Here is a 26,261-nt window from a genome sequence, read left to right on the forward strand (position 1 = left end):
ATGAAATAATACGTGGTAATATGAAGCAATAAACTTATCCAAAATTTTCACTACTTTGTAAATTCAAGGATATTCCTGTTTGATATTGGTATAGTATTCAAAATCAATTAAAATTTACTTTAAATGAAAAATAGCATTTTTATCAGCTTTCTTTTGGCGACTGCTGTATTCTCAACCACTGCTCATGCACAAAAAAAGAAACAACCTAATATTCTTTTTATAGCCGTAGATGATTTACGTGCAGACTTAGGCTGTTATGGCTCAGAGATAGTCAAATCGCCAAATATCGATGCTTTGGCCAAATCAGGAATTCAATTTAATCGTGCTTATTGCCAAGAAGCAATCTGTGGGCCTTCACGAGCAAGCCTTATGACGGGTGCGCGTCCAGAGACTATAAATGTTATTGATTTGTTTCAAGATTTTAGATTGAACGTGCCAAGTATCAAAACTATTCCTCAGCACTTTCGTGAAAATGGTTATGAAACGGTATATTCAGGAAAAGTTTTTCACGGAAAATATACCGATGATGCGCTCTCATGGAGTCGTAAACAAGTACGCGTAAAAGCTAGCGGAGAATCAGAGGAAGTTAGTGGAGGATATGCTTTGCCTGAAAGTCAATTGATGTACTTAAAAAATAAAATCGCTTTAGAGTCCAAGTATGGCGAAAAAATGATTCGTGATAATTGGTTAGCAAAAGGTCCCGTTACCGAATGTGCTGATGTTCCAGACGACGCATACGAAGATGGTGAGAATACCAATAATGCTATTGCAACCTTAAAAGACTTAGTTAAAAATGACCAAAAACCTTGGTTCTTAGGATTAGGTTTTCATAAACCGCATTTAGATTGGATAGCACCAAAAAAATATTGGGACTTATACGATGAAACCAAAATTCCTATTGCAACGCAAGTAAACCCACCATCAAATGGGGCTGCCATGGGATTATCAGAATCTATGGAAGTAAGAGTGTATGCAGATGTACCGAAAACTGACCCGTTCTCTCCAGAGCTTCAACGTAAATTGCGCCACGGTTATTATGCATGTGTAAGTTATGTAGATGCACAAGTAGGTAAAATGGTAGAAGCCTTAAAAGAATCTGGTGAATATGATAACACCATTATTGTACTTTGGTCAGATCATGGCTTTAACCTTGGAGAAATGGGGTATTGGGGTAAAGCCAATAATTATGAGCTAGCTACTCGAGTACCGTTTATTATTGTTGCACCAGGAATTACAGATAAAGTAAAAGGACAAAAATCGGATGCTTTGGTTGAATTGGTAGATATTTTTCCAACTTTAAGTGATTTAGCAGGGCTTAAGCGTCCTGAGCATCTGGAAGGTCATAGTCTAGTGCCCGTTTTGAAAAACCCATCTATAAAATGGCAAGAAGCCGCTTTTAGTTTGTTCCCCAATCCAGCTATGCGCGAGTGGGCTGCAATACCATTTACTCCTCCTTTTAGAAATTCGTTTTTTGCACCACTTATTAAAAAAATAGAAAATAGAATCGAAGACCAAATGGGAGACAAATGGGATCGTAAAGTTTTTGAGGATTTTGTAATGGGTTATGCTATGCGAACAGATCGTTATCGTATGGTAGTCTGGAAAGACAGACGTTTTCCCGAAAAAGATCCTTTGTTTGTAGAGTTATTTGATCATGAGAAAGATCCAACAGAAACTACAAATATTGCGATGCAAAATCCACAATTAATAAAGAAATTAATGGTTACTTTCAATGGTGGATGGCAATCTAGCTTGAAAGGATATAAAAATTGATATGTTGGTTTTTTGGTTAGAGTTGAAATGGGAGAGATTTTTTTAATCTCTCCCATTTTTTTTGCTATATAGTCATCGAGAACAACTGTGTTTGCGGTGCTTTTCGTTTTAGTCTTAGATCGAAGGCCATGCAAATGTTACGTACATAAGGTTTTCCTTTTTCGGTAACCGTTAAGTTTGAATCACCAATTTCAATTAAACCATCCTTTTCCATCTCTGCAAGCTGTTCAATAATTTCTGGAATTTCGTTAAAATAATATTCCTTCTCTTCCCAACTAGTTTTAAATTGACACATCAAATTGAGTATGTGCTTGCGAACAATCAAATCTTCCGTAGATAATAGGTGACCACGATAAATAGGCAATTCATTCTGCTCAAGTTTTTGATAATATTCTTCAATAGTTTTTACATTTTGAGCAAAACTGTACCAACTATCACTAATAGATGATACACCAAGTCCAATCATCAATTGTGTTTTTGACGAACTGTATCCCATAAAATTTCTATGCAGTTTGCCGTCGGTATAAGAATCATATAAGCTGTCTTGCTCCAAAGAAAAATGATCCATTCCTATTTCGTGATAACCATTTTTTGCCAAAAGTGTTTTTCCTACTTCATACAATTGTCGCTTTTCTTCGTCTTGAGGTAAATCTTGGTCCTTAAAGCCGCGTTGGCCATTTCCTTTTATCCAAGGCACATGCGCATAGCTGTAAAAGGCCAGACGATCAGGCTGCAATGATTTGGTTTTTTCAATGGTGTCAATTACATTTTCAATAGTTTGAAAAGGCAGTCCAAAAATTAGGTCATGACCAATTGAGCTATAACCAATCTCCTTCGCCCATAGCGTTACCTTGGCAACATTATGAAAAGGCTGCTCGCGATGAATGGCAGTCTGTACTTTTTTATTGTAGTCTTGCACACCAAAACTCACGCGTCTAAACCCTAAATCAAACAAGGTTTGCAAATGTTGTCGACTAGTGTTGTTTGGGTGCCCCTCAAAACTAAACTCGTGTTGCTGTGCTATATCAGCAGTTTCAAAAAGACCATTGATAAGTAGTGCTAAGTTTTCTATCGAAAAAAAGGTAGGTGTCCCGCCTCCCAAATGAATTTCTTTAATCAAAGGACGCTCAGAAAGTAAATCGCAATACATTTTCCATTCTTTTAAAACAGCAAGTATATAAGGACTTTCAAGTTGATGGTTCTTGGTGATTCGTTTGTTGCAACCACAAAAAGTGCATAAACTTTCACAAAACGGTAAATGAATGTATAAGCTCACGCCTTCACTGCTATTACTTTCTACAAAAGATTTTTGCAAGGTTGTAATCCAATCAGTAATTACAAAATTCGATTCGTCCCAGTAGGGCACAGTTGGATAGCTTGTGTATCTTGGACCAGGAACGTTATATTTTTGTAGAAGGGACTTTTTCATTTTTAACTCATTTTTCTAAAGTCAAAAATAGGGTAGTAGTTACAGACTAAAAATGATAATTGTCATATTCAAAAGTCAAAAATCAACAAGCAAAAGGCAACAAGCAAAAATCAAAAATCAACAAGCAAAAATCAACAAGCAAAAATCAACAAGCAAAAATCAAAAATCAAAAGTCAACAAGCAAAAATCAATTTTAAAAAAGGTAAATAAAAAAAATCAATTTCAAAAAATTTAATTTTTGAAATTGACCTTTGACCTTTGACCTTTGACCTTTGACCTTTGACCTTTGAAATTGACCTTTGAAATTGACCTTTGAAAAATTATTCGTTATTCAAATTACGCAATTGCTCTAATTTTTCTTTCCAGGTATCAAGTGTTTCTTTGTGTATTGCAATGTTTTTACGAACTTCAAGTACGATAGAATTCTCTTTTTTTGCATTTTTGGTATTAGTAAAAAATTGAATATTATTTTCTAATTGAAAGATTTCGTTTTGTACTTCATCTATTTTTCGAATAATAAAAATCTTTTCATTTTCAATTTTACGTGTATCGTTGGCATCAGATAAATTATCCAAACGATTTGCAAAACGCATCATTTCACCTTCTTTCTTACTCAAACTTAATTTGTCAAATAAGGCATCTAGAATTTTATTGAATTTCCCTTCAATATGTCTGCGCTGTTGTGGCACGCGACCAATAGCTTTCCAGTTTTCGATATGTGCTTTAATGGCGTCCAAATCTGTTTTATGATCACCTACTAATTCAAATTCTCTTAGCGATTCCAAATAGGCTTTCTTTTTTTCGAAAGCTTCAATTTCTTCTGCGTTTTCTTCGTTTTTGTGTTCTTTTAATTGATCGAAATAATGATTGCAAGCCGCTTTAAATTCTTTCCAAATCTTATCAGAATATTTTCTAGGCACATGACCAATTTGCTTCCACTCATTCTGAATTTGCTTCATAATAGGTGTCGTAGCAGCAAAATCAGTACTATCTTGCAATTCAATCGCTTTAGCAACCAATGCATTTTTCTTGGCCAAATTATCGTTTTGATCCTTTTTAATGTCTTTATAAAACGAATTTTTAAAAGCATTAAAATTTCGAACAGCAGTTTTAAAAGCAGCCCAAGTTTCTTCGTTAACGTCCGCAGGAACTTTTCCGGCATTGAAAAATGCAGCACGTAGCGCTTCAACTTTTTCAATTTGTACCAACCACTGCGAGTGAGAACTCATTTTTTCAGTACCCAAAACTTCAATTTCGGCAATGATCAATTTTTTGTTGCTGAGGTTTTCAACTTCATTTCCTCTTTGTTTCTCAAAAAGTTGCTCACGTTTATCGTGAATTTGTTTGGTATAATCGCTAAACTGGTTCCAAATAGCATCACGATGTTCTCTTGATACAGGACCAATATCTTCTTTCCAGATACGGTGCAAATCTTGCAACTCTCTAAAAGCTTTATTGATATCAGCTTCTTCTGCCAAGATAGCAACACGTTCTATAATTTTTTGTTTTTGTTCTAAGTTGTGTTTAAAATCTACATCACGCGCTTCTCTGTCTAGGTGTAAGATGTCGTAAAAATTCTCAACATGAAAGTGGTAATTGTTCCAAACGTGGTTGTATTTGTCCTTCGGGATCGGACCTGCAGTTTTCCAACGTTCTCTTAATTCATTAAAATGTTTTAAGGTGTCTTTGATATTTTCTTGCGGATTCAAAAGCTCTTTTAATTCCTCAACAATGGCAAGTCTATTTTCTAGATTTGATTTTAAGTTGGTTTCTAAACTTTTAAAATGAGCGTTCTTTTTATTTTTGTAAGCAGTATAGTGGTGATCAAATGTAGTTTTTAAAGGCAAATGATATTGAAAATCTTCGGTGCTATCAGGGTTTTCGGCATGAAACTCTTCCTTTTTCTCTTCGATAAAATGGTAGTATTTTGCTAAAAACGATTTTTTTATTTCGTCAATATGCTCTTTGATCGACATTATTTTATCGGTAGCAATAAGTGACTGTAACTCGTCTACCAAGGCCTCCATTGATAAGGTGTCATAATCAAGTAGCGGAATATCGTGACGATCTCGCAAGCTAGCATCTTCTCCTTCTTCGGCATTTGACTCGTCAATGGCGTTCAACGCGCTTTGATTGACATTTTCATCAGCTGCCAGAGGAGCATCTGCCTCATTGGTGTTGGTAGTTGATTCCGTTGAGTCAGTACTTAATTTTCCATCTGCATCTTGCAGGTTATCATGTTGTTCTTCTAACATTGGTTCAATGTTTTAAGGTTTGTAATATTTGAACACGAAAGATAGTGAAGAGTGGTTAAAATACAAAACAATTCGTGCATTTCGATTGGTTTTATATCAAAACTAAAATTTTAAATGGAATTGGCTGCCGTAGGATTAACATTCGAAAATAATAATTGTATTCAGTAGCGAGTCGTTAGAAGATTTATTTTCGAATTAAAAAAGGAGTTGGTTAAACCATCAGCCGAATACAGAGTCTAAACTTTTAATTACTTAAAGTTATTCCTTAATTATTGGTTTAGAAGTAGGAACGGATAACTGAATTCGAAACTGAATTCTGAAGTAAGTCTAGCACTCAAAAGTCCGTAAATAGGGATTGTAAGTGCTATGATTCTTTTACGATTATGTAAGTTAAAAATGTTAAAAACTGCCTAAATCATAGTATATTAAAGTAGAAAAGTAGAACTTTGTTTGTTCTACATTATTAAATTATAAACCAAAAAAAAAGCATTGTGAACCAACAACAAAAAAAGACCGGACTGATTGTGCTTGTAACCCTATCTGTTTTAGGCATTGCCTATGCAGGTTACAGTACTGTTGCAAATAAAACCACAAAAGAACTAGCGCAAGATTGCGAAGATGATCATACAGCAGATCGTAAAACTTTGTATTTGCCAACTATTGAAAATAAAAATAATAAACCTACTACGCCCGCTCCTGCAGGAATGGTTTGGGTTCCTGGTGGAGAATTCTCCATGGGTAGCGATATATCCGATGAGAGTTTGTGTAGCGTTAAAGGAATCACCAAAGACGCATCGCCTATACACCGTGTATATGTAGATGGGTATTATATGGATGAGACAGAGGTTACAAACGATCAATTTGCAGCTTTTGTAAAAGCTACGGGTTACAAAACAGTGGCAGAAATAAAACCAACTACGGCCGATTTACCAAATGTTCCAGAAGAGTATTTAATCGCTGGGTCAGCTATTTTTAAACCTACACCATCAAAGGTTGATTTGAATAATTTCTTGCAATGGTGGGATTTCGTTGGCGGTACAGATTGGAAACATCCACTAGGTCCTTCAAGTGATTTAAAAGGAAAAGGGAATTACCCTGTTGTTCATGTTGCTTATGAAGATGCCGTTGCTTATGCAAAATGGGCTGGAAAACGTTTACCAACCGAAGCAGAATGGGAGTTTGCTGCTCGTGGTGGAAATGCAGGAGATTTGTATGCATGGGGAAACACCTTGAAAGTAGATGGTAAATTTCAGGCTAATATCTATGAAGGAACTTTTCCTGTAGAGAAAGGCGATTCTGGCGAGGATGGATTTGTGGGTATTGCACCAGTTAAGCAATACAAACCTAATGCATATGGATTGTATGATGTAGGTGGAAACGTATGGGAGTGGGCGCAAGATTGGTACAGTGAAACCTATTATGCAGAGAGTAGCGCTGACGGAAAAGTGGTGCGCAATCCACAAGGTCCAGAAACAGCTCCTTATGATACCTCTGGAAATAATGAGTTAAAAAGAGTACACCGTGGTGGTTCATTTTTATGTACAAGCGACTATTGTAGCCGTTACATGGTAGGAACAAGAGGAAATGGCGAAATAAAATCGGGTGCCAATCACCTTGGTTTTAGATGTGCTAAGTAATTTTTAAGACAATATAAAAGTAAGAGTCTCAAGAACAATTTGTTTTTGAGGCTTTTTTTATGAAACTATAATTTTGACTCCTTATTTTTATATTTTTCGAAAAGAATATAGACGACGCTATTATAAGTTTTGGTCGAAATTTTAATAATAAAGCCTAAAGTCCAGCAACTTACACATTGCGTACTGTTTGTGGTGTAGGTCTTCGACAATTGTTCTTAGGTCGTCTTCGTCTTGACATAGATTAAAGAAAACATTATCTAAAGTTTGACTAGAGAATTGCGTGTTGGTCGTGCCATATCCAGACACAGCGCTTGCGCCAGTAACATCCAAAAAGTATTGTGCTTCGTCTAAGGTTAAATCGACCAGTTTGGTGTTGGCAAAATGTAGAATCTTACCCTTTAATTTTCCCTCGAACAGTTCGGCTATTTCTTCAAAACTATAGTAGTAATTGTTGAGGCAGATGCTGTTGGCACCGCCGGGCATCACCAAATAAATAATCTCATAATCCTTAAAGTTGTGATCATCATATAATAAAGCTTGCAGACTTTCTTCAAGACCCTCGATGGTGTCACAGGTTTTATGTATGCTAGTTATCCCTTGATTGAATGCCAGTTCTTCAAGGTTTTCAAGGGTTTGTGTGGTTGTTTCTATTTCGACGTCTTCTACTGCTTCGAGACAGAATATAAATTTGTCTTGATCCATATTTTATTACTTTGCTGTGATTGGTGTTACAAAAATATGATTTCACGGAGAAATAGAGTGGAACAATTATCATAAAAAAATCTTATAACATTTGAGGTAAGAAGTTGATTGTGGTTGTCGCTTATGATTTTAATAATGGGGAAACCAAAGACATAATTTTCGAATCATGAATTAGAACAGGTAAAGCTTTTAAACGGCATTTCAATTTCGAATTAAAAGCAAACGATAAATTTCGTCAAGGTCAAAATAGGTTTGCAAATAAAAGCGGCAAAGTAAGTCAAGCTATGATTTTCGGAAGCAATTTGACTGGTAAGATCTTCAATAGTTGACTACTAGAATGAAAAGAATCGTAACCTTTTGCCATATTTTTATAGGTAAATACACGATAAAACCTAAGTTCTCTAAAGTTAAATTATCTGTTTTTTCGTATAGTATCTTTGTGAGAAGATTAAAAATCTTTTAAAAATATTATAAAAAGAATAATTATCTGAATTTAATTTAAAACTAGAATAATTCATCTTTTATTTTCAATTTTGCAAGGTAAAAATACTAAATATTTTATCTCATGAAAGCGATTACACAGGAAGATTTAAGAATAAAAGACAGGGAAAATATTGAAGAAACCTACAATACAATGGGGAATGATTTTGTGTTCGCTCTAAAAAGTACTTGTTTAGATGAAAACTATCACCCCTCAGGTAAAACCCGTCTTACTACCAATTTTGCAAATTTGGCTAGAGGAGAAAATCGCCAACAAAATTTGCGTAATGCCTTAAATATGATTAACAATCGATTCAATGCATTGGCTCATTTGGATAATCCAAAAGGGGATCGGTACCTTGTAAAACTTGAAATCATCACCGTGACGATGAGTATTGATGATAAGAATGGTAGTAACAACCTGCCGATGATTGAAGTTTTAAAAACGAATATTTTTGACCGTAAGACTAACCAGTATATCGATGGTATTGCCGGAAATAATTATTCTTCTTACGTACGAGATCATGATTTCAGTGTTTTATTGATAGAGCATAATAAAAACAAATCTAGCTTTAGTGTTCCTGAAAATTTTGGTGATTTACACGGTAAACTTTATAAGTGCTTTGTGAGTTCAGATACTTACAAAGAGCACTTTAAAAAGTCACCGATCATTTGCCTAAGTGTATCGAGCAACAAAACCTATACTCGTACTGAATATCAGCATCCGGTTCTGGGTTTTGAGTACCAACAGGACCAATATTCTCTAACTGATGAATATTTCTCTAAAATGGGATTAAAGGTTCGTTTTTTTATGCCTTCGAACAGTGTGGCACCGATGGCTTTTTATCATGCAGGAGATTTACTTACTGATTATACTGATCTTGGACTAATCAGCTCAATCAGCACGATGGAGACGTTCCAAAAGATTTACCGACCTGAAATTTACAATGCAAATTCAGTAGCAGGTGAAATCTATCAACCAAGTCTTAAACACGAAGATTATTCGCTAACTCGCGTGGTTTATGATCGCGAAGAGCGCAACCGACTTGCTGTTGAACAGGGTAAGTATGCCGAAGAGCATTTTATTAAGCCTTACAAAGATATTCTTGAGCAATGGTCTGCCAATTTTGCTGTCTAATTAATACAACATACTAAATTTATTCTATTATGAAAAAATTATTACCAACGTCAATTGTTGGAAGTTTACCAAAACCTTCTTGGCTTGCACCACCCGAAAAACTTTGGTCCCCTTGGAAATTAGAAGGCGATCAATTAATTGAAGGAAAACAAGATGCTTTGCGCATTTCGTTCCAAGAACAGCAATTAGCAGGAGTTGATATAATTAGTGATGGTGAGCAAACCCGTCAACATTTTGTAACAACTTTTATTGAGCATTTAAGCGGTGTCGATTTTGAAAATCGTAAAATCGTAAAAATTCGAGATCGTTATGATGCGAGTGTGCCTATTGTTGTGGATCAAGTTAGACGTCAAAAAGCAGTTTTTGTAGATGATGCTAAATTTTTACGTACACTGACCAAAAAGCCTATAAAATGGGCATTACCAGGTCCGATGACAATGGTAGATACTTTATATGATGACCATTACAAAAGCCGAGAAAAATTGGCATGGGAATTTGCAAAGGCACTTAATGAGGAGGCAAGAGAGCTTCAAGATGCAGGAGTAGATATTATCCAGTTTGACGAACCTGCATTTAACGTGTTCTTTGATGAGGTAAACGATTGGGGAATGGCAGTACTAGAAAAAGCCATTGAAGGTTTAAAATGTCAAACTGCTATCCATATTTGTTACGGCTATGGGATAAAAGCGAATAATGATTGGAAAAAAACATTGGGATCAGAATGGCGCCAATATGAAGAAATTTTTCCTAAAATTCAAAAATCTAAAATTGATATTGTGTCATTAGAATGTCATAACTCACATGTACCTTATAACTTAATGGAACTAATACGCGGTAAAAAAGTAATGGTTGGTGCTATTGATGTAGCAACGAATACTATCGAAACACCTGAAGAAATAGCGGACACCTTGCGTAAAGCGCTAGAGTTTGTAGATGCCGAAAACCTTTATCCTAGTACAAATTGTGGTATGGCTCCATTATCTCGAAGCGTAGCTAGCGGTAAGTTAAGTGCTTTAAGCGCAGGAGCAGAGATTATACGCCAAGAACTTGGTATTTCGTCACAATGTATTGATTAGGCATCGTAGTTATACAAATGATTATGATTTTTACTCACTATTGATTTAGATACATGTCAATTTTAAGAAGACATTGGTTCTGTGAGTAACAACTGTTGTCCAATAAGTTTGATGCATATACATGATAAAAAAGGCAGTTTTCACTGCCTTTTTTTGTTGCCTTTTTTTAATGCTTTGTAGTTAAAGGAATCTACATATTTTTAGAATAAAAAGACCGATTTAAAGAGTTGTTTCTACTTTTTTTCTGAACCTATGATTTATAAGTTTCCTTTCAGCTTTCCAAAAATTGATTGTTTTGATTTTGTTGAGGTTGTATTATCATCTTTTATAGGGCTATCCGTTATTTGTACCAAGATTTAAACAGCATGCAGATTTAAGAGATTTTGGCAAATCTGTTGCTATTAAAAGCAGCTGAATCTGTAAAATCTGCGAGCATTATTTTTAGACAACAAGGCAGATAGTCTTACTCTTTTAAATACTGAAAAACACCAGACGGTACTTTTTTAAATTTTCATAAATAAAAAAGAAGTTTACTGAAACGAATTTCAATAAACTTCTTCTAATATTCTATTCAATGACGTCTAAGTGCTTTTTATAAAACTAAAATAGCATAAGGCATAAAAACATTATTCTTCGTCTCGTCGAGCCATCTTCTGTGCGATGATGCTGGCGGCCGTCAATTGCAAGGCATGGTACAGCATGAGCGGCAATAATATGATACCTGTTATGGTGCTGTGCGGAAAGAGCACTTTTGACATGACGGTACCATGTACTAGTGACTTTTTGGATCCGCAAAATAAAACGGTAATACGGTCTTTGATAGAAAAGCCAAACAAGGTACTGAGCAGTCCCACACAAAAGAAGACAACCAAAAATAAGGTCATCATTGCCGCCGCAAGTCCGGCAAGTTCAAGAGCGGTGAAGCCTTCAAAAATATGTTCGGAGAATGACTTGCAAAAAGAGGTGTAAATGATGGTAAGAATGATGGCTTGATCAAACTGTTTCAGTTGTTTCTTGTATTTTTCGGCTAGGGCACCAAAACGAGAATTGAGGCTGATACCAATGATGACTGGCAATATTACTTGAATAATTAATTTAATGAAGATTTGAGTAACGTCAAAATCGCCTGTTGCAGAAGCTATGAACAGTCCAACCCAGAGCGGTGTAACGACTACTCCGATCAAACTAGAGATACTCGAATTGAAAATGGCTGCGGGAATATTACCCTTGGCTATAGAAACCATGACTACCGATGAGGAAACTGTACTCGGCAAAGCGGCTAGAAAAAATACTCCTAACCAAAGCAACTCGTACTCGGTATTGATGAACAAGGGGCGAAAGGCCAAAACGAGGAGCGGAAAAAATAAAAATGTTGTCAACTGTACGACAATGTGCATTCTCCAATTGACAAGTCCGGCTTTTAGTTTCTCAACACTTAGTCGTAAGCCATAAAACAAGAAAATGAAGGACACGCCTACATTGGCAATCTCCTCTAGAGAAACAGGTTCTTTTATCATGCCTGGCATCGGGAAAAAATAAGCTAATAGAATCATGGCGCCTATCAGTAACAGGAAACTGTCAAAACCTACTTTACTTAATGCTTTTAATAATTTCTTCAAGGTGATGTTGCTTTTTTAGATTTTTATACTGCAAAAGTAAGTTTTACAGGTCATAAAATCTTATATTTAATTAAAATAAGGTTTTAGTGTTTGTTTTTAATATATTTGAAGATTATTATTCTTGATTTACCAATTAAATGAACCTTTTTAAGCAAAATATTCTATGGAGCAGATAGACGAAATAGATCTTCAGTTATTAAATATTCTTCACAATAATTCTAAATATACTGTAAAGGAACTTGCCGCGATGGTAAACCTTTCGGCATCTCCTGTGTTTGAACGTATCAAAAGATTAGAAAAAAGTGGTTATATTAAAAAATATATAGCCCTGCTAGACGCAGAAAAACTAAATAGGGGATTCATTGTCTTTTGTAACATCAAACTGAAACAGCACGATAAAAATATCGGAAATCAGTTTGTTGCTGATATTATGAAAATAGAAGAAATTGTCGAATGCTATAATATTGCAGGAGATTACGATTTTTTAATGAAAGTCTCTGCAAAGGATATGAAACATTATCAAGATTTTGTTTTTAATAAACTAGGGGCGGTTAAAAGTATTGGTAGCACCCATAGCACATTTGTCATGGCGGAGATAAAGAATATGTATGGATAGTTTGAATATGAACTGCCTACTTGAAATTGCTATTTGGAAATGAAAATGAACATCAAAGATAGAATTAAGAATGGATTATTTAAACTGTCGTTTTGTGAAGCCAGCTTTCTAATCTTTAATTTCCTCCACTTTACAAATTCTAATCTCGAGCCTACCGTATCTGTGCTTGGTTTAAATAAAAAAAGGTTGCTCGCAAAGCGAACAACCTATTGTGACCCGACTGGGGCTCGAACCCAGGACCCCATCATTAAAAGTGATGTGCTCTACCAACTGAGCTATCGAGTCAATATTTCAATGTAATCTACCTTTTCAACAGGTTGTTTATGTGACCACGGTGGGATTTGAACCCACACGCCCTTACGAGCACCACCCCCTCAAGATGGCAAGTCTACCGTTTCTCCACGTGGCCGAAAAGAAAAAAAAAGGTTATTCGTAAAACGAACAACCTTTTGTGACCCGACTGGGGCTCGAACCCAGGACCCCATCATTAAAAGTGATGTGCTCTACCAACTGAGCTATCGAGTCAATGCTAAAGGAAATAATTTAATTTTGAATCACTATATGTGACCCGACTGGGGCTCGAACCCAGGACCCCATCATTAAAAGTGATGTGCTCTACCAACTGAGCTATCGAGTCAAGTTATTTCCTTGTTGCGGGTGCAAATATAAGGACTTTATTTAGAGTTTTCCAAGAAAAAATGTTTTAAATTTGTCTTTTTTTCAATGTTTTTTTTAAACACTTAATTTGCAATGCTTTAAAATATGAATAAAATTATACTACTGGGCTATATGGGCTCCGGAAAGTCAACAATAGCAAGGTCACTATCCAAAATCAAACAAATTCCGTTTGTGGATTTGGACAACTATATTGAGGAAAAAGAAAAAATGACCGTCAAAACTATTTTTGAGACCAAAGGAGAGATCTATTTTAGAAAAGTTGAACACAATTATTTCAAAGAACTGCTAGCAAACGATCAAGAAATTATAATTGGTTTGGGCGGGGGTACACCATGCTATGCCAATAACCATACTTTATTAATAGGTGAGGGGCGAACTTCAATTTATCTCAAAGCTTCGATTGATACGTTATACAAACGTTTATTGGTAGGTAAAGCACAAAGGCCTTTGATAGCGTCAAAGTCTGATGAGGAGATGCGCGAGTTTATAGCTATTCATCTTTTTGAGCGCAGTTATTTTTATAATCAAGCACAATACACTATTTCGGTAGATCAATCGGTAGATCAAGTTGTAAGCGATATTATGAAGGTTATGGTTTAGATATAGGGCATCAGTATCAAAAAAGGCACAAACTGTCGCTATTGTAGCGAACACTTTGTGCCTTTTTTGTATGCATAAATAGTGGTTGCTTAATTAAGATACGCACTATTGTCATCACCGTCCAAGATTACATGTACGTGCTCTAGCAAAGAGGTAGAGAGTGATATACCTTTAAAATCGGCTTTTACAGGGTATTTTTTATGATTACGGTCAACTAGTACCGCAGTTTTGAACTTTGTTAAGGGTACGTCAAGAAAATGTCGCACAGCATAGATCAAAGTGGTACCAGAGTTCAAGACATCATCTACTAAAATTAATCCCTTATTCGAATATTCTTCTTTGGTCAACGAGGTCTTTACTGCTTCTTTCGGATTTTGCTTGTCAATATGTACCTCACACAAACTTACTTTTAAACTGGATATTACTTGGAGTTCTTTGGCAATTTTTTCGGCAAAAATATAACCATTCGAAGCAATTCCGGCCAAAACTACTTCTTCACTATCTATGAAGGTTTCGTAAATTTGATACGCAATTCGTTTTATTTTATGTTGTATTTCTTGGTGGGTAAGTATAATATTTTTGCTCATTTTTTGATGTGAGTTTAGTAAAATTAATAACAGTAGGATGGAATAGATTCTTTAATCCTCGTCTTCATCAGGAATATCATTGCCAAATTCGTCAATATCTCTACGGTCTTTTTTGGTAGGTCTTCCTGTTCCTGTTTTTCTATAATGATCTTTCGATAGTTTTAATAGTTCAAGATGTTGGTACACCTCGGGTGCTGTGTCATTGCGTCTGTATATATCAACCAGTTTGGCACCAACGCGGCTATCCGGAATATCGAGTACCGTAATAACTTGTATAATTTGGTCTTTTCGAAAGGTTATTTTATCTGTTGGAAACACCTCTTTGGAGGGTTTTGCAACTTGCCCATTTACAGTAACATGATTCTTTTTACAGGCTTCAGTTACCATATTTCGGGTCTTATAATAACGTACGCACCACAAAAATTTGTCAATTCGCATAATAGTGTATAAAATCAGAGTTAAATAGTTTACAAAAATAAATCAATATTGTATCTTGCGCACTTAAAAATTAGTTATAATGAACAAATTTAAGTTTTATTTTATTCTATCACTTACAACAGTACTTTTATTTTCCTGTTCGAAAAATGATAATAACATTACGATAACTCCACTAAGGGATTATCAAGAGCAGTTTACAGCAGAGAATGTAATGATCGAAGAGTATTTAAAAACCAATTACATTACTATTACGCAAGCTCCTGGCGATCAAACCGACCAAGATGTAGTTTTTGCAAAAATTACTGCAGGACAACCTTCTATTTATAGTTATTTAAATAGTACTACTTTTCCAAAATTACTAACGAGACCTGTGCAATTACACGGCATCACATACAAAATGTATTATCTTGTTTTGAGAGAAGGTACAGGGCAGTCACCAACTAATGTGGATAATGTTTTAGTTTCATACAAAGGACAATATCTTTCAGAAACAACAGCATCTGATTTGACCACCTTAACTACCACCTTTTTTGAAGAGGTAAAGTTTCCACAGTCGATGTTTAATTTGTTTACTGATATAGTTAGAGGTAGAGCTGAAATATTGCCGAAATTCAAAACAGGTACTTCTTCTGAGGGAGTTAATGGAGCAGTAGTGCATAACAATTTTGGAGCAGGAATCATGTTTATTCCGTCTGGACTGGCGTATTACAATTCAGGAAGTTCAACAATTCCAGGCTATGCACCACTTATATTTAGTTTTAAATTATATGCTCTCCAACGACTTGATCACGATGGAGATGGAATTTTATCTGTTGATGAGGATATTAACGGTGACGGTTATATGTACACTTATTTACAGTACCCGTCAGATTATCCTGTTGTACCAACAAATCTTGATGATACAGATGGAGATTTAGTACCCAACTTCTTAGATCTAGACGATGATGGCGATGGTTATAGTACCAAAGTAGAAATCGCAGCAGGAAGTAATTACCTTGATAAAAATAGCATTCCAAAGTAATAATAAAATTTAAAAGAATCCCGTTTCAATCAGAAACGGGATTTTTTTTGCTCTTAGTTTTCTCTTGTGGGCGTGCCACCAAGCAAAGGCAAGGGCAAAGCAGTTTGCGCATATACGCCCTTGCCTTTGCTTGCTGTCGTGCTATCCGCGCTACTTTGGTAGCTGGCTCCTATCACTCACGCAAAATGTGTATATAGACAACAAATGTGCATAGCATAATATGAAGCGATATAAGGCATTATTTTTAAACCAAGCTTTGTTATCCTTATTTAGCCGTGAAGGTTTATCTAAAACTTTCTTTTAATGACTAAGGAGTTACTTTGTAAACCCTTCGATCATTTCAAGCTGATACTATTTCTACAACTCATTCAGTTTTTTAATAATCCGTCTAAGTTTGTATAAGGTGAAAAGGATCTTGTATTTGAAACTAAAAAATAACAAAAAAAAAGCCACTACTTTCAAGAAGTAGCGGCTTTTAAGCTATAAAAATAGTGGTTATTTTCTTGCAATTACTTTTTCAGCAGCTGCAAAAATAGCTTGATTGTTCAATTTATATTTTTCCATTAATTGCTCAGGAGTTCCAGACTCACCAAAACTATCTTGAACAGCAACAAACTCTTGTGGTTTAGGATTGTTTAAGGCTAGAACTCTAGCAACACTTTCTCCAAGACCTCCTAGTATGTTATGCTCTTCAGCAGTAACCATACAACCTGTTTTAGCAACCGATTTTAAGATTGCTTCGTCATCTAATGGTTTAATCGTGTGAATGTTGATTACTTCAGCCGAAATACCTTTAGCTTCTAATGCTTCAGCAGCGATTAAAGCTTCCCAAACTAGGTGTCCAGTAGCAACGATAGTTACATCTGTTCCTTCATTAAGTACGATTGCTTTTCCAATTACGAAAGGCTCGTCTGCTGGCATAAAGTTAGGCACAACCGGACGTCCAAAACGCAAGTAAGCTGGACCATGGTGATCTGCTAATGCAATTGTAGCCGCTTTTGTTTGATTGTGGTCACAAGTATTGATAACAGTCATTCCTGGTAACATTTTCATCAAACCAATATCTTCAAGAATTTGGTGTGTAGCTCCATCTTCTCCCAATGTCAATCCTGCATGTGAGGCACAGATTTTTACATTCTTGTCAGAGTAAGCTACCGATTGACGAATTTGGTCATAAACTCTACCTGTAGAAAAGTTAGCAAAAGTTCCTGTAAACGGAATTTTACCTCCAATTGTCAAACCAGCTGCAATTCCGATCATGTTTGCCTCAGCAATACCAATCTGGAAAAAACGCTCTGGGTGGTTCTTTTTGAAATCATCAAATTTTAATGATCCAATTAAATCAGCACAAAGTGCAACTACATTTTCGTTTTTTTGACCTAATTCAGTCATTCCAACTCCAAAACCTGAGCGGGTATCTTTACTTCCTGTATTTATATATTTTTTCATTTCTTATTTTAAAAAGGTGACGCATTCATCGCTGAATACTAAAATCTGGATACTGTTGACTATTTAGTAGTCTCCTAAAGTTTCTGGGTTTTGTGCCAAAGCATTTTCTAGTTGTGCATCATTTGGTGCTTTACCATGCCAAGCATGACTGTACATCATATAATCTACTCCGTTACCCATTTCAGTATGTAGTAAAACACAAACTGGTTTTCCTTTTCCAGTTCTAGATTTAGCATCATTCATACCTGCAATAATTGCTTCTAGGTTGTTACCTTCTTTAATTTCAAGAACATCCCAATCAAAAGCTTCAAATTTTGCACGAAGGCTACCCATTGCCAATACATCATCAGTTGTACCATCAATTTGTTTTCCGTTCAAATCTACTGTTGCGATCAAGTTGTCTACTTTTTTAGCAGAGGCGTACATAATTGCTTCCCAGTTTTGACCTTCTTGCAATTCACCATCTCCTGTTAAAGCGTAAACAATATGGTTGTCATTGTTTAATTTTTTTGCTTGTGCCGCACCAATTGAAACAGATAAACCTTGACCCAATGAACCAGCAGCTACGCGAATACCAGGTAAGTGGTCATGTGTAGTTGGGTGTCCTTGTAATCTTGAGTTGATCAAACGGAAAGTCGCTAATTCTGATACTGGGAAATAGCCACTTCTTGCTAAAACGCTATAAAAAACAGGAGAAATATGTCCGTTTGAAAGGAAGAAAAGATCTTCTCCAATTCCGTCCATGTCAAATCCTTCCTTACGTTCCATAAGGTTTTGGTATAGGGCTACTAAAAATTCAGTACAGCCAAGAGATCCTCCTGGGTGTCCAGAGTTTACAGCATGTACCATTCTAAGAATGTCTCTTCTTACTTGGATCGTTAAATCGCTTAATTGTTGTGTGTTAGGCTTCATTGTGTGTGTAAAAGTTAAACTATTGCAAATGTAAATTTTATTTTCTCGTGAGGCAAATGATTTTGGAATTTGTTTCTTTTTATATATCAAACAAAAAAAGCCCCATAATAGAGGCTTTTTGGTGTAAAAATGTAAATTTCAAGTACATTTTTTATCGAATTTTTAATAAGGAGTAATCTCAAGTAGGCACCTTTTTTCGTGTATATTTTTCGAATAAAAACTAACCAACTTTATGGTGGAAACCATTGAAAATGATTGTGTAACAAGGTTTTGTTTTCCTGAAAATTATTTTCGAAATAAAAGAAAAAAATCACACAAAATATATCGGATACTCAAAGGAATTACTTGTCAAGCTTAAAGCTTGCTTTTTAAACTTGACCAACCACCACCATTGTAAACATTGGTAAATTGATTGGACTTCAAAATGCTTTTTGCAGAAGCACTTCGCATGCCCGATGCACAACAAGTTATGATGGTACTGTCTTTTTTCATTTTCGAAAGATGAGAAGACAACTCATTCAACGGAATATTCTTTGAACCTTTGATGTGTCCGCCTTTGTATTCCGCTGGACTGCGGACGTCGAGTATAAGCGCTCCATCTTTAACCAGTGTTGCAAAATCGACTGCAGGCCCTATTCCGAATATTTTTTTGATAAAATTGATCATTTATTATTTTTTTGATTGATAGTAGTTAACGTCCATCCAAGAACCGCCATTGTAGCATTCTATTCCTTGTTGGGCAAGGTATTGTTGTGCTTGTCCACTTCTATTTCCAGAGGCACAACATAAAATCAAGGGCATTTTCAAAGCTTTAATTTCTTCCATTCGTGCAGGGATGTCATTTAAAACAATGTTGATTGATCCTGCTACATGACCTCCTGAATATTCTGCAAAGGAGCGTACATCTACAATAGTTCCTTGATTGTCTTTTATTAAATTCTCTATTTCCATCATTGTTTTTATTAGGTGTTGCGGATAGTGATATTCTTTCTAGAGCAAAAATACAACCTATGTAAGGATATTTTAGTAACATAAGTTACATTGATTTTTTTAAATCAAAAAGTCTTGCCAAGGCAAGACTTTTTGGTTAACAGTATTCAAAACTTAGGTTTTTCTATAGTTTATTTGAATCGATAAAATGTACTCCTGAGCCATTTAGTGAATCTACTATAATTGGCAGGGCGTCACTAGCTTTTGAGTGCACATCATGAAAAAGAATAATTCCTTTACGCCATAAAAGCATTAAGGCAATTACCCTGTCCGAAACTTCAGAGGCTGTTATTTTGGAGTTCCAGTCTTGCGAGTCGATATTCCACAGCAGGATAGAGCCGTTACTTTTGCTTAGATATTTTGAAATTTCAACAGTGCGTTGCCCATAAGGCGGACGGAAATAGTTGGTTTTATTGTTACCATTATTTAGTTTCTGTATAGCCGAAGTAGTAAAATCCAAAGATTCTTGCCAAGCCTTTAAATACTGATGGGATTTATGAATTTTTCCATGTGATCCAATTTTGTTACCTGAGTATAAAGTAGCGACTCTTTCTTTAGACGAAGCATTGATTCGGTTTTGTAAAGACTCTCCAAGAACAAAGAACACACCATTAAGCTTCTGTTTTTTTAAGGTCGACATTAATCTGTCTGTATTTCCATTTGCTGGAGTTGGTCCATCATCAAAAGTTAACAAAAATTCTTTGTCCTTATAGTTGTTTCCAGTAATTTCGTTTGGAGCTATTGTCAATACTTCGCTTGAAGGTCTTGGAAACAAAAACGCCAATCGAGCCAATTCGTTTACATATTGTCGGTTAAAAACAATTGCGTCTGCATACCATGCTTTCAGATTAGTCGGAATATTTTTTTCGATACTCACTATTGCTTTTGTAACCTCTTGCCAAGTGCAGTTTTTGTCGATAGCAACTGTTTTACTTAATATTGAGTTACTTTTTATAGCATGTAGGTTTTGTAAAATCAAATGAATTTGTTCCTTTCTCCAATTTTCAAACGAATTCAAATTAGCCGATTTAATGTTGTATTTGGACTTTATTGCTTCGATGTCTTTGAGGCTTTCTAATTCCATAAAACATTTTACATAAACCAAAATTTCCATTTTTGATGCGTAATCAAAATCATCCACTGAGTTATAATTTGCAGTCCATAAAGAACCGTCTATTTTTCCCACCTTGACTTGTGCAGTTGCATTCGAAAAAAAAAGTATATAAACCGCTAGAAAAGCAATTTGAACTTGCTGTTTCATTATTATCTCAAGTTTTGTTTCATTCGATTAATAGCATTATCATACGTTGGGTTTGCTTTGTTTTGGGAGGCTTTGGTGAAATTATCCATAGCATCTTGCCACTGTCCTTTTTTTTCATAAATTCTACCAATATTGTAATACGAGCTTGCTTTTACCACATTTGCAGATGGGCCATTAGCTAAACTTACTGCTTTTCGGTTGGCCCAAATTGCTTCTGCAACCCGATTTAATTTTTGAAAAGAAAGGCCTAGGTTACTATATGCTTGACCGTTATTTTGATTGAGATTAATAGCTTGTTGGTAGTAAGCAACAGACTGTTCTAGTTGTTTAGCATGATACGCATTTTCACCTCTTTTATTTACATCATTCGATTTCGAAATGTCTGTTTGACTTATAGCTGAGCGCTCAGTTATGTTACTTTTTCCTCTTAAGACTTCTAGTTCTGAGCGAACACCTTCCCATTGATTAGCGTCATAGAATTTATTAACGTCTTGAAACGAGCCATTTTCATCAACCATAAATACAACCCATATATTACCGCTTTGTCTTTTAGGTACTTTGTAAGAACGAATAAGAGTGTTACCGATATAGACATAAACACGAGCATCACTTACATCTGAAAGGCGATTTCCATAATTAGTATCTTTGTCGCTATAATCATGAACGGCATAAATATATTTTTGGCCAGGTTGTTTTCTTTCAATTGTAATGGTTTCTGGTCCATAACTATCGGTATCATCAACATCAAGATTTGCCATGGCACCCGTTTTATGATAGTAGCAAATGTGGTTACCAGGATATGAAATATGCGAATCCAAATCCAATGGTTGTGCCCCCCAACTAAGTACAATTCTCATTCCGTCAAGTTGCTCCATTATTGGACTAAGGGCATATGTTAAATTGTTGACAGGACCTTTGGTTACTAGTGTAGAGTAGCCCGATTTTTTTATAATTAAAGTAACGTTGCTATCATCTACACCATCAAATATTCTAGGAATGCTAACCATTCCGTTTCCATCTGTAATGGTTTTGATAGAGGTTTCACCATTTTTCTGAAAAATAACTTCAGCTCCTTGAATTTTTTGGTTTTTGACTACTGCACTCAGAATTTGTACTTGTGTTTTTTCTTGTGAATAGACATTAACTGTTGTAAGTATAGCAATGAATAATGCTTTGATAACTGTTGATTTCATGATTTTTTATAACAATGATTTAATTACTCTTTGATTTCATTATCCTTCTTAGGAGCTGTAACTTCAGTATTTGTTACATCATCACCTTTTAAGATAGTTGGTAAATTAAGACCAGCCATATTGAATAAATCATTCAAAGGCGGAACAGATTTCATCATACCAGATACAAAGTTGGCTGTAGACCCATTTCCATCTGCATTATTTCCAGAATCCCAAACAGTGATTTTGTCAATTTTGATGTTTTTAACAGCTTCTACTTGTGTGCGAACCAATTCAGGTAATTTTTCGATCAACAATAATTGAAAGGCTTGAGATGGGTCGCCACCAGCAGCAGCAATTACTTGTTTGTAACCTTCGGCTTGCTTGGTTAGTATTTCATAAAGTCCTTTTGCTTCGGCTTCCATTTTTGCAAAAATTGCATCTGCTTCTCCTTTTGCATTTTCACGAATACGTTCAGCATCTGCTTGTGCTTCAATAATGGCGCGTTGTTTGGCAATTTCTGCCGGAATTACAACGTTGGCAATTTGGGTAGAGCGTTCTCTTTCTGAACGCGCCAATTCGGCTTTTTGTTCTGCTAAATAGGATTCCTCCAACGCTTTTGCACTTTGCACTTTCTCTGCAGACATGGCAATACGCAACGATTCGGCTTCTTTTTCTCTACGCAATGCCTCAGAGTTAGCAATGGCAATTTTGGCTGTATTCTCTCCTTGAATAGCGATCGAATTGGCTTCGGATGTTTTTACACGGGTATCTCTTTGTGCTTCGGCTTTACCAATAGCTTCATCTTTGGCAGCCGAGGCAATACTAATTTCACGATCTTTTTGAGTGATTGCGATTTTTACATCACGATCTCTGTGGGTTTCGGCAATTTGAGTATCTTTTTCTCTATCTGCAAGTGCTTTTCCAGTTTCACCAATCTTTTCTTGTTCAGCAACGCTAATTTTGGCTTCGTTAATTGCTTTTGCAGCCGCTTCTTTACCAAGTGCTTCAATGTATCCTGACTCATCTTTAATATCGGTAACGTTAACGTTGATCAATTTTAGACCAATTTTACGCAATTCGCTATCTACGTTTTTCGAAATATTCTCCAAAAATTTATCACGGTCAGAGTTGATTTCTTCAATGGTCATAGTTGCAATAACCAAACGCAATTGTCCAAAAAGAATGTCTTTGGCTAGTTCTTGAATTTGCTCGTGTGATAGACCCAAAAGTCTTTCGGCAGCCGTATTCATGCTTTCTTTTTCTGTCGAAATGGCAATTGTAAAACGACAAGGCACATCCACACGGATATTTTGTCTACTCAAAGCATTGGTTAAGTTAGCCTCAATAGATAACGGTTTAAGGTCTAAATAGGCGAAATCTTGGATAACGGGCCAGATAAAGGCTCCACCACCATGCACACATTTTGCAGATGTACCGCCAGTGCGGCCATAGATTACTAAAATTTTGTCAGAAGGGCATCTTTTGTACCTTGAAATAAGAGCCGAAATTGTGGCAAAAAAGACCACTGCGGCCACTACAATAAGAATAATAGGTGTCATTTATTTTGGTTTTAAAACGGGATTACAAATAATAAGGATTCATTTTCAATTTTGACTACTTTGACGGTACTGCCCGTTGGGATCGCGTCTGCCTCAGACATGGCATCAAGCTCATGGAAAGCACCATTGATACTAATCAGGATTTTACCTTTACCTGTTCTTTGCGCAGGTATTTTTAGATACACTTCTGCGGTTTTGTTCAATGTATTTTCGATTTTGAAGGAGTTGTTTTCTTCTAGTTTTTGTACTTGTTGAATGATCATAAAAAATATAAATACAAACAAACAACCCACTGCCACAGATAATGCGATGAGTAATTTTTCATTTTCGATCAAAGTAAAAAAAGAGATTCCTGTCCAGCTGAAACCGAGTAGAAAGTGAATCAAGTTGCGCAATGAAAACAACTGAAACGGATGGTCGGCTCCGTCAAAATCGCCATCAAAATCAGGATCAATACCATCAGATCCGTCTGCTCCTGTGAAGGTCATGATGGTTTGAATGATAAAAATAACACTAATTGGAATGGCTACATACCAAAATGTTGCCAGTAATGGTGGTAAAGTATCGAATATTTCCATAAAATTTAAATTAAATTGGGGGTAATTATAATTTATAAAAAGGAGGGTTGGTCGAAATACAAACATACTGAAAATACGTACCAAAAAAATTATTTCTAAGTAATTATTTATTTTTCAATATCTAAAACGAGATGCCAATGATGTGTACACAAATTAAGTCAGTAATTGATCTAGTTGCTCCATGTTGTCAAAAACTGGAATTTTCATCTCTTCAAAAGCTACTTTATTGTGTGCATTTATATAACCAAAAACTGCAAATCCACCTGCCAATGCGGCTTGTACACCAGCCGGACTATCCTCTATAACCACGCAATCGGCAATAGAATATCCCATTTTTTTGGCGGCATGTAGGTATAACTCAGGGTTTGGTTTCCAGCTGTTAATGTCATAGGCACTAAATATCTTACCTTCAAATTTATCTAGCAAATGCACCGTGGTGAGGTTTACAATAATTTTTTCTCTCGGACCATTTGAGGCAACACAGTAATCAATATCAATTTTATTTAAAAGGGCATGAATACCGGGTATAGGTTGTAAACGGGTTTTAAAGGCATGAAAAGTACGATCTCGAAACTCAGTTTCAAAGTTCGCAGGGAGTTTTTGATTGGCCTGGTCTTGAATATATTTAAAACAAAAGGCCAACGATTTCCCTAGAAAATGATCCATAACAAATTCTTCTGTCAGGGTTACGCCAACGGTTTGCGCCATTTCGATCAATGTCAAGTTGGAGATGCTTTCGCTGTCGACAATTACGCCATCACAATCAAAGAGGATGCATTTGTATTTCATTATTTTTATTCTTTTATGATTTTGAAAGTTTGTGGGTACGGATTGTTATAAATTTTCAGAATATAAAAACCGGAAGGTAAAGCGCTAGTATTTATTTCGCCATCAATACTGCGACCATGTAAGACAGAGATGGATTGGTAATCAAAAAACTCAAAATCAAAAGTTTTGAATTCGTAATTCATGATAGTTAGATTATTTTGTACAGGGTTTGGAAAAACAAAAGGCTGTTTAGAAACACTTGCTTGACTTGCACTATTTTTACCGTTGCAAGCGGCTAGTAGCAGTGGCTCAAAATCCTTATCGTCATACAACTTTACGTAGTCAAGTGCTTTAGCTTTTTGAAATAAGGTACAAGCTTCTTGATACTTTTCTTGATCGAGGTAGATAATACCTAAGTTTTTCATGGCGTAGCTATTGTTTTGCGCTCTATTCAAAACCTCTGTAAGATCTGCGATTCCTTTTTCCGTTTCGCCTAGTTTGTGGTAAGCCAATCCTCGAATTGCTTTGATGCATGGCCCATTGTCATAATTGCCGCCTTCTCTTTTTATAATATTTGCCTCTTTTTCTAAAGCCAAATTGGCATAGTACAAAGCTTTTTCATAATCCTGTAAAAGTAAGTATAGGTACGATATTCCCCATCTTGCATGTCCGTGTTGTGGGCTTTTTGCTAGTATTTTCTTTAAATAGGTTTCAGATAAGCGATAGGATTTAATCTTGGTTAGATAATTTGTGAAATTATACAATACCCTATAATCATTTGGAGAAGTTTTTATGGCTTTGGTGTAATAATGAAGCGCTGTGTTTTGCACTTCAAACATTGAATAAATGTTTGCCAGCGCATCATAAACAACAGTTTGTTTTACTATTAATTTTGCTCTTATCGAATCGGGAGCCTTTTTCTTCAGATCATTTAAAGACAGGTCTAGTACTTTCTCTAGTTTTTTAAAATCCAAAATAGCAAGCGTGTAATTATTTAATTTCTTATATAGGTGCGCTCTTGCGTAAATGTCTTTTAAAGAAGTTGGGTTGAAATTGGTTCTTTTATTTATTTCCACCAAATTTTCTAAGGCCTTCTTTCTAGTATCTTCCTGTCTGGTATTTTCATAAGGAATTTTATAATCGATTCTACCGCTTATTTTTCCATATAAAAATGTAGTGGAAACCATTTTTTCTCCTTCGATATTAAACTGGTCCGCAGCACCATCCATTAATCCCATGGCGTCAAAGTAAAAAACTTCATTTTTTTTGCCATTTGCATGATACGTTTTGATACTGTCCATTTTCTTATCAACCCCCATGAAAAGTTGCATAGATACAATACTGTCACGGTAGTAGTATGCCTTAGTTACTTCCTTCGAACTCGTTTTAAGATTTTTATTTGGGGTTGTTATTTGTCCCGTAGCTATAAACGATAGGAGAAAGATGAAATAATGTAGTTTTGTATTCATAGGAAGAAGTTCTTGGTTAAGGAAATACTATTTTGCCGTTGAAATATACTA

At 35.6% G+C, this 26,261-nt stretch carries 23 protein-coding genes and 4 tRNA genes; 7 read left to right on the plus strand and 20 right to left on the minus strand.

Annotated features, from left to right (window positions below; genetic code table 11):
* Positions 1-123: 123 nt before the first annotated feature.
* Positions 124-1,773 (plus strand): sulfatase, encoded by a 1,650-nt coding sequence (locus FFWV33_RS10630; RefSeq protein ID WP_108740883.1) that lies wholly within the window; start codon positions 124-126, stop codon positions 1,771-1,773.
* A 64-nt stretch (positions 1,774-1,837) separates the two neighbouring features.
* Here the strand turns inward: FFWV33_RS10630 and hemN are convergent, their stop codons facing one another.
* Both hemN and FFWV33_RS10645 read right to left on the minus strand, forming a co-directional pair.
* A complete protein-coding gene (gene hemN / locus FFWV33_RS10635; protein WP_108740884.1) occupies positions 1,838-3,202 on the minus strand; it encodes an oxygen-independent coproporphyrinogen III oxidase in 1,365 nt (454 codons plus the stop codon).
* A 320-nt stretch (positions 3,203-3,522) separates the two neighbouring features.
* Positions 3,523-5,457 carry a DUF349 domain-containing protein gene (locus FFWV33_RS10645; protein ID WP_108740886.1) on the minus strand — a complete coding sequence of 645 codons (1,935 nt, stop codon included), beginning with the start codon at positions 5,455-5,457 and terminating at the stop codon, positions 3,523-3,525.
* Between the two features lie 491 nt (positions 5,458-5,948).
* Here FFWV33_RS10645 and FFWV33_RS10650 point away from each other — a divergent pair, with 491 nt between their 5' ends.
* Positions 5,949-7,094, plus strand: a complete 1,146-nt coding sequence (locus FFWV33_RS10650) for a formylglycine-generating enzyme family protein (RefSeq protein WP_245891484.1) — start codon at positions 5,949-5,951, stop codon at positions 7,092-7,094.
* A 141-nt stretch (positions 7,095-7,235) separates the two neighbouring features.
* Here FFWV33_RS10650 and FFWV33_RS10655 read toward each other — a convergent pair whose 3' ends face one another.
* The gene (locus tag FFWV33_RS10655) at positions 7,236-7,796 is read right to left on the minus strand and encodes a DUF6642 family protein (RefSeq protein WP_108740887.1); all 561 of its coding nucleotides are present in this window, start codon (positions 7,794-7,796) and stop codon (positions 7,236-7,238) included.
* A gap of 565 nt (positions 7,797-8,361) precedes the next feature.
* On the opposite strand from FFWV33_RS10655, the gene FFWV33_RS10660 reads away from it, so the two are divergent.
* Complete coding sequence (locus FFWV33_RS10660; protein ID WP_170111547.1) at positions 8,362-9,414, plus strand: DUF1852 domain-containing protein; 1,053 nt, start codon at positions 8,362-8,364, stop codon at positions 9,412-9,414.
* A 29-nt stretch (positions 9,415-9,443) separates the two neighbouring features.
* Positions 9,444-10,490, plus strand: a complete 1,047-nt coding sequence (locus tag FFWV33_RS10665) for a methionine synthase (protein WP_108740888.1) — start codon at positions 9,444-9,446, stop codon at positions 10,488-10,490.
* Positions 10,491-11,116: 626 nt separating this feature from the next.
* Here FFWV33_RS10665 and FFWV33_RS10670 read toward each other — a convergent pair.
* Positions 11,117-12,109, minus strand: a complete 993-nt coding sequence (locus tag FFWV33_RS10670; protein WP_108740889.1) for a bile acid:sodium symporter family protein — start codon at positions 12,107-12,109, stop codon at positions 11,117-11,119.
* Positions 12,110-12,272: 163 nt separating this feature from the next.
* On the opposite strand from FFWV33_RS10670, the gene FFWV33_RS10675 reads away from it, so the two are divergent.
* A complete protein-coding gene (locus FFWV33_RS10675) occupies positions 12,273-12,725 on the plus strand; it encodes an Lrp/AsnC family transcriptional regulator (protein WP_108740890.1) in 453 nt (150 codons plus the stop codon).
* 212 nt (positions 12,726-12,937) lie between these two features.
* On the opposite strand, the gene FFWV33_RS10680 is transcribed toward FFWV33_RS10675, so the two are convergent.
* The 4 genes from FFWV33_RS10680 to FFWV33_RS10695 all read right to left on the minus strand — a co-directional run bounded on the left by FFWV33_RS10680 (position 12,938) and on the right by FFWV33_RS10695 (position 13,362).
* Positions 12,938-13,010 (minus strand) — tRNA-Lys (locus FFWV33_RS10680).
* A gap of 41 nt (positions 13,011-13,051) precedes the next feature.
* Positions 13,052-13,134, minus strand: a tRNA-Leu gene (locus FFWV33_RS10685).
* 43 nt (positions 13,135-13,177) lie between these two features.
* Positions 13,178-13,250 (minus strand) — tRNA-Lys (locus FFWV33_RS10690).
* Positions 13,251-13,289: 39 nt separating this feature from the next.
* Positions 13,290-13,362: transfer RNA gene (locus FFWV33_RS10695), tRNA-Lys, on the minus strand.
* Positions 13,363-13,487: 125 nt separating this feature from the next.
* Between FFWV33_RS10695 and FFWV33_RS10700 the strand changes: the two genes are divergently transcribed.
* Positions 13,488-14,003 (plus strand): shikimate kinase, encoded by a 516-nt coding sequence (locus FFWV33_RS10700; RefSeq protein ID WP_108740891.1) that lies wholly within the window; start codon positions 13,488-13,490, stop codon positions 14,001-14,003.
* Positions 14,004-14,092: 89 nt separating this feature from the next.
* Here the strand turns inward: FFWV33_RS10700 and FFWV33_RS10705 are convergent, their stop codons facing one another.
* Both FFWV33_RS10705 and FFWV33_RS10710 read right to left on the minus strand, forming a co-directional pair.
* Positions 14,093-14,590 carry a phosphoribosyltransferase family protein gene (locus FFWV33_RS10705; protein ID WP_108740892.1) on the minus strand — a complete coding sequence of 166 codons (498 nt, stop codon included), beginning with the start codon at positions 14,588-14,590 and terminating at the stop codon, positions 14,093-14,095.
* A 51-nt stretch (positions 14,591-14,641) separates the two neighbouring features.
* Positions 14,642-15,028 (minus strand): RNA-binding S4 domain-containing protein, encoded by a 387-nt coding sequence (locus FFWV33_RS10710; RefSeq protein ID WP_108740893.1) that lies wholly within the window; start codon positions 15,026-15,028, stop codon positions 14,642-14,644.
* A 79-nt stretch (positions 15,029-15,107) separates the two neighbouring features.
* On the opposite strand from FFWV33_RS10710, the gene bamM reads away from it, so the two are divergent.
* Positions 15,108-16,049 carry a BamM family beta-barrel-assembly machinery protein gene (gene bamM, locus FFWV33_RS10715; RefSeq protein ID WP_108740894.1) on the plus strand — a complete coding sequence of 314 codons (942 nt, stop codon included), beginning with the start codon at positions 15,108-15,110 and terminating at the stop codon, positions 16,047-16,049.
* 495 nt (positions 16,050-16,544) lie between these two features.
* Here the strand turns inward: bamM and FFWV33_RS10720 are convergent, their stop codons facing one another.
* The 10 genes from FFWV33_RS10720 to FFWV33_RS10765 all read right to left on the minus strand — a co-directional run bounded on the left by FFWV33_RS10720 (position 16,545) and on the right by FFWV33_RS10765 (position 26,210).
* The gene (locus FFWV33_RS10720; protein WP_108740895.1) at positions 16,545-17,498 is read right to left on the minus strand and encodes a transketolase family protein; all 954 of its coding nucleotides are present in this window, start codon (positions 17,496-17,498) and stop codon (positions 16,545-16,547) included.
* Positions 17,499-17,561: 63 nt separating this feature from the next.
* On the minus strand, positions 17,562-18,410 hold the full coding sequence (locus FFWV33_RS10725) for a transketolase (RefSeq protein ID WP_108740896.1): 849 nt from the start codon (positions 18,408-18,410) through the stop codon (positions 17,562-17,564).
* A gap of 354 nt (positions 18,411-18,764) precedes the next feature.
* Complete coding sequence (locus FFWV33_RS10730; RefSeq protein WP_108740897.1) at positions 18,765-19,076, minus strand: rhodanese-like domain-containing protein; 312 nt, start codon at positions 19,074-19,076, stop codon at positions 18,765-18,767.
* A 3-nt stretch (positions 19,077-19,079) separates the two neighbouring features.
* Positions 19,080-19,364 (minus strand): rhodanese-like domain-containing protein, encoded by a 285-nt coding sequence (locus tag FFWV33_RS10735; protein ID WP_245891485.1) that lies wholly within the window; start codon positions 19,362-19,364, stop codon positions 19,080-19,082.
* Between the two features lie 160 nt (positions 19,365-19,524).
* Positions 19,525-20,661 carry a polysaccharide deacetylase family protein gene (locus tag FFWV33_RS10740; protein ID WP_108740898.1) on the minus strand — a complete coding sequence of 379 codons (1,137 nt, stop codon included), beginning with the start codon at positions 20,659-20,661 and terminating at the stop codon, positions 19,525-19,527.
* A 2-nt stretch (positions 20,662-20,663) separates the two neighbouring features.
* Positions 20,664-21,854 carry a tetratricopeptide repeat protein gene (locus FFWV33_RS10745; RefSeq protein ID WP_108740899.1) on the minus strand — a complete coding sequence of 397 codons (1,191 nt, stop codon included), beginning with the start codon at positions 21,852-21,854 and terminating at the stop codon, positions 20,664-20,666.
* A gap of 23 nt (positions 21,855-21,877) precedes the next feature.
* Positions 21,878-23,395 carry a flotillin family protein gene (locus tag FFWV33_RS10750; protein ID WP_108740900.1) on the minus strand — a complete coding sequence of 506 codons (1,518 nt, stop codon included), beginning with the start codon at positions 23,393-23,395 and terminating at the stop codon, positions 21,878-21,880.
* A gap of 11 nt (positions 23,396-23,406) precedes the next feature.
* The gene (locus tag FFWV33_RS10755) at positions 23,407-23,973 is read right to left on the minus strand and encodes an NfeD family protein (protein WP_108740901.1); all 567 of its coding nucleotides are present in this window, start codon (positions 23,971-23,973) and stop codon (positions 23,407-23,409) included.
* A 153-nt stretch (positions 23,974-24,126) separates the two neighbouring features.
* A complete protein-coding gene (locus tag FFWV33_RS10760) occupies positions 24,127-24,762 on the minus strand; it encodes an HAD family hydrolase (RefSeq protein WP_108740902.1) in 636 nt (211 codons plus the stop codon).
* Positions 24,763-24,767: 5 nt separating this feature from the next.
* A complete protein-coding gene (locus FFWV33_RS10765) occupies positions 24,768-26,210 on the minus strand; it encodes a T9SS type A sorting domain-containing protein (protein ID WP_108740903.1) in 1,443 nt (480 codons plus the stop codon).
* Positions 26,211-26,261: the final 51 nt, after the last annotated feature.

The organism is Flavobacterium faecale (assembly GCF_003076455.1).
Classification (GTDB): Bacteria; Bacteroidota; Bacteroidia; order Flavobacteriales; family Flavobacteriaceae; genus Flavobacterium; species Flavobacterium faecale.

Bases quoted from the DNA above. Each gene is read 5' to 3' on its own strand.
- FFWV33_RS10630 (WP_108740883.1), top strand. From the start codon at position 124: ATGAAAAATAGCATTTTTATCAGCTTTCTTTTGGCGACTGCTGTATTC.
- hemN (WP_108740884.1), bottom strand. From the start codon at position 3,202: ATGAAAAAGTCCCTTCTACAAAAATATAACGTTCCTGGTCCAAGATAC.
- FFWV33_RS10645 (WP_108740886.1), bottom strand. From the start codon at position 5,457: ATGTTAGAAGAACAACATGATAACCTGCAAGATGCAGATGGAAAATTA.
- FFWV33_RS10655 (WP_108740887.1), bottom strand. From the start codon at position 7,796: ATGGATCAAGACAAATTTATATTCTGTCTCGAAGCAGTAGAAGACGTC.
- FFWV33_RS10660 (WP_170111547.1), top strand. From the start codon at position 8,362: ATGAAAGCGATTACACAGGAAGATTTAAGAATAAAAGACAGGGAAAAT.
- FFWV33_RS10665 (WP_108740888.1), top strand. From the start codon at position 9,444: ATGAAAAAATTATTACCAACGTCAATTGTTGGAAGTTTACCAAAACCT.
- FFWV33_RS10675 (WP_108740890.1), top strand. From the start codon at position 12,273: ATGGAGCAGATAGACGAAATAGATCTTCAGTTATTAAATATTCTTCAC.
- FFWV33_RS10700 (WP_108740891.1), top strand. From the start codon at position 13,488: ATGAATAAAATTATACTACTGGGCTATATGGGCTCCGGAAAGTCAACA.
- FFWV33_RS10705 (WP_108740892.1), bottom strand. From the start codon at position 14,590: ATGAGCAAAAATATTATACTTACCCACCAAGAAATACAACATAAAATA.
- FFWV33_RS10710 (WP_108740893.1), bottom strand. From the start codon at position 15,028: ATGCGAATTGACAAATTTTTGTGGTGCGTACGTTATTATAAGACCCGA.
- bamM (WP_108740894.1), top strand. From the start codon at position 15,108: ATGAACAAATTTAAGTTTTATTTTATTCTATCACTTACAACAGTACTT.
- FFWV33_RS10720 (WP_108740895.1), bottom strand. From the start codon at position 17,498: ATGAAAAAATATATAAATACAGGAAGTAAAGATACCCGCTCAGGTTTT.
- FFWV33_RS10725 (WP_108740896.1), bottom strand. From the start codon at position 18,410: ATGAAGCCTAACACACAACAATTAAGCGATTTAACGATCCAAGTAAGA.
- FFWV33_RS10730 (WP_108740897.1), bottom strand. From the start codon at position 19,076: ATGATCAATTTTATCAAAAAAATATTCGGAATAGGGCCTGCAGTCGAT.
- FFWV33_RS10735 (WP_245891485.1), bottom strand. From the start codon at position 19,364: ATGATGGAAATAGAGAATTTAATAAAAGACAATCAAGGAACTATTGTA.
- FFWV33_RS10740 (WP_108740898.1), bottom strand. From the start codon at position 20,661: ATGAAACAGCAAGTTCAAATTGCTTTTCTAGCGGTTTATATACTTTTT.
- FFWV33_RS10745 (WP_108740899.1), bottom strand. From the start codon at position 21,854: ATGAAATCAACAGTTATCAAAGCATTATTCATTGCTATACTTACAACA.
- FFWV33_RS10750 (WP_108740900.1), bottom strand. From the start codon at position 23,395: ATGACACCTATTATTCTTATTGTAGTGGCCGCAGTGGTCTTTTTTGCC.
- FFWV33_RS10755 (WP_108740901.1), bottom strand. From the start codon at position 23,973: ATGGAAATATTCGATACTTTACCACCATTACTGGCAACATTTTGGTAT.
- FFWV33_RS10760 (WP_108740902.1), bottom strand. From the start codon at position 24,762: ATGAAATACAAATGCATCCTCTTTGATTGTGATGGCGTAATTGTCGAC.
- FFWV33_RS10765 (WP_108740903.1), bottom strand. From the start codon at position 26,210: ATGAATACAAAACTACATTATTTCATCTTTCTCCTATCGTTTATAGCT.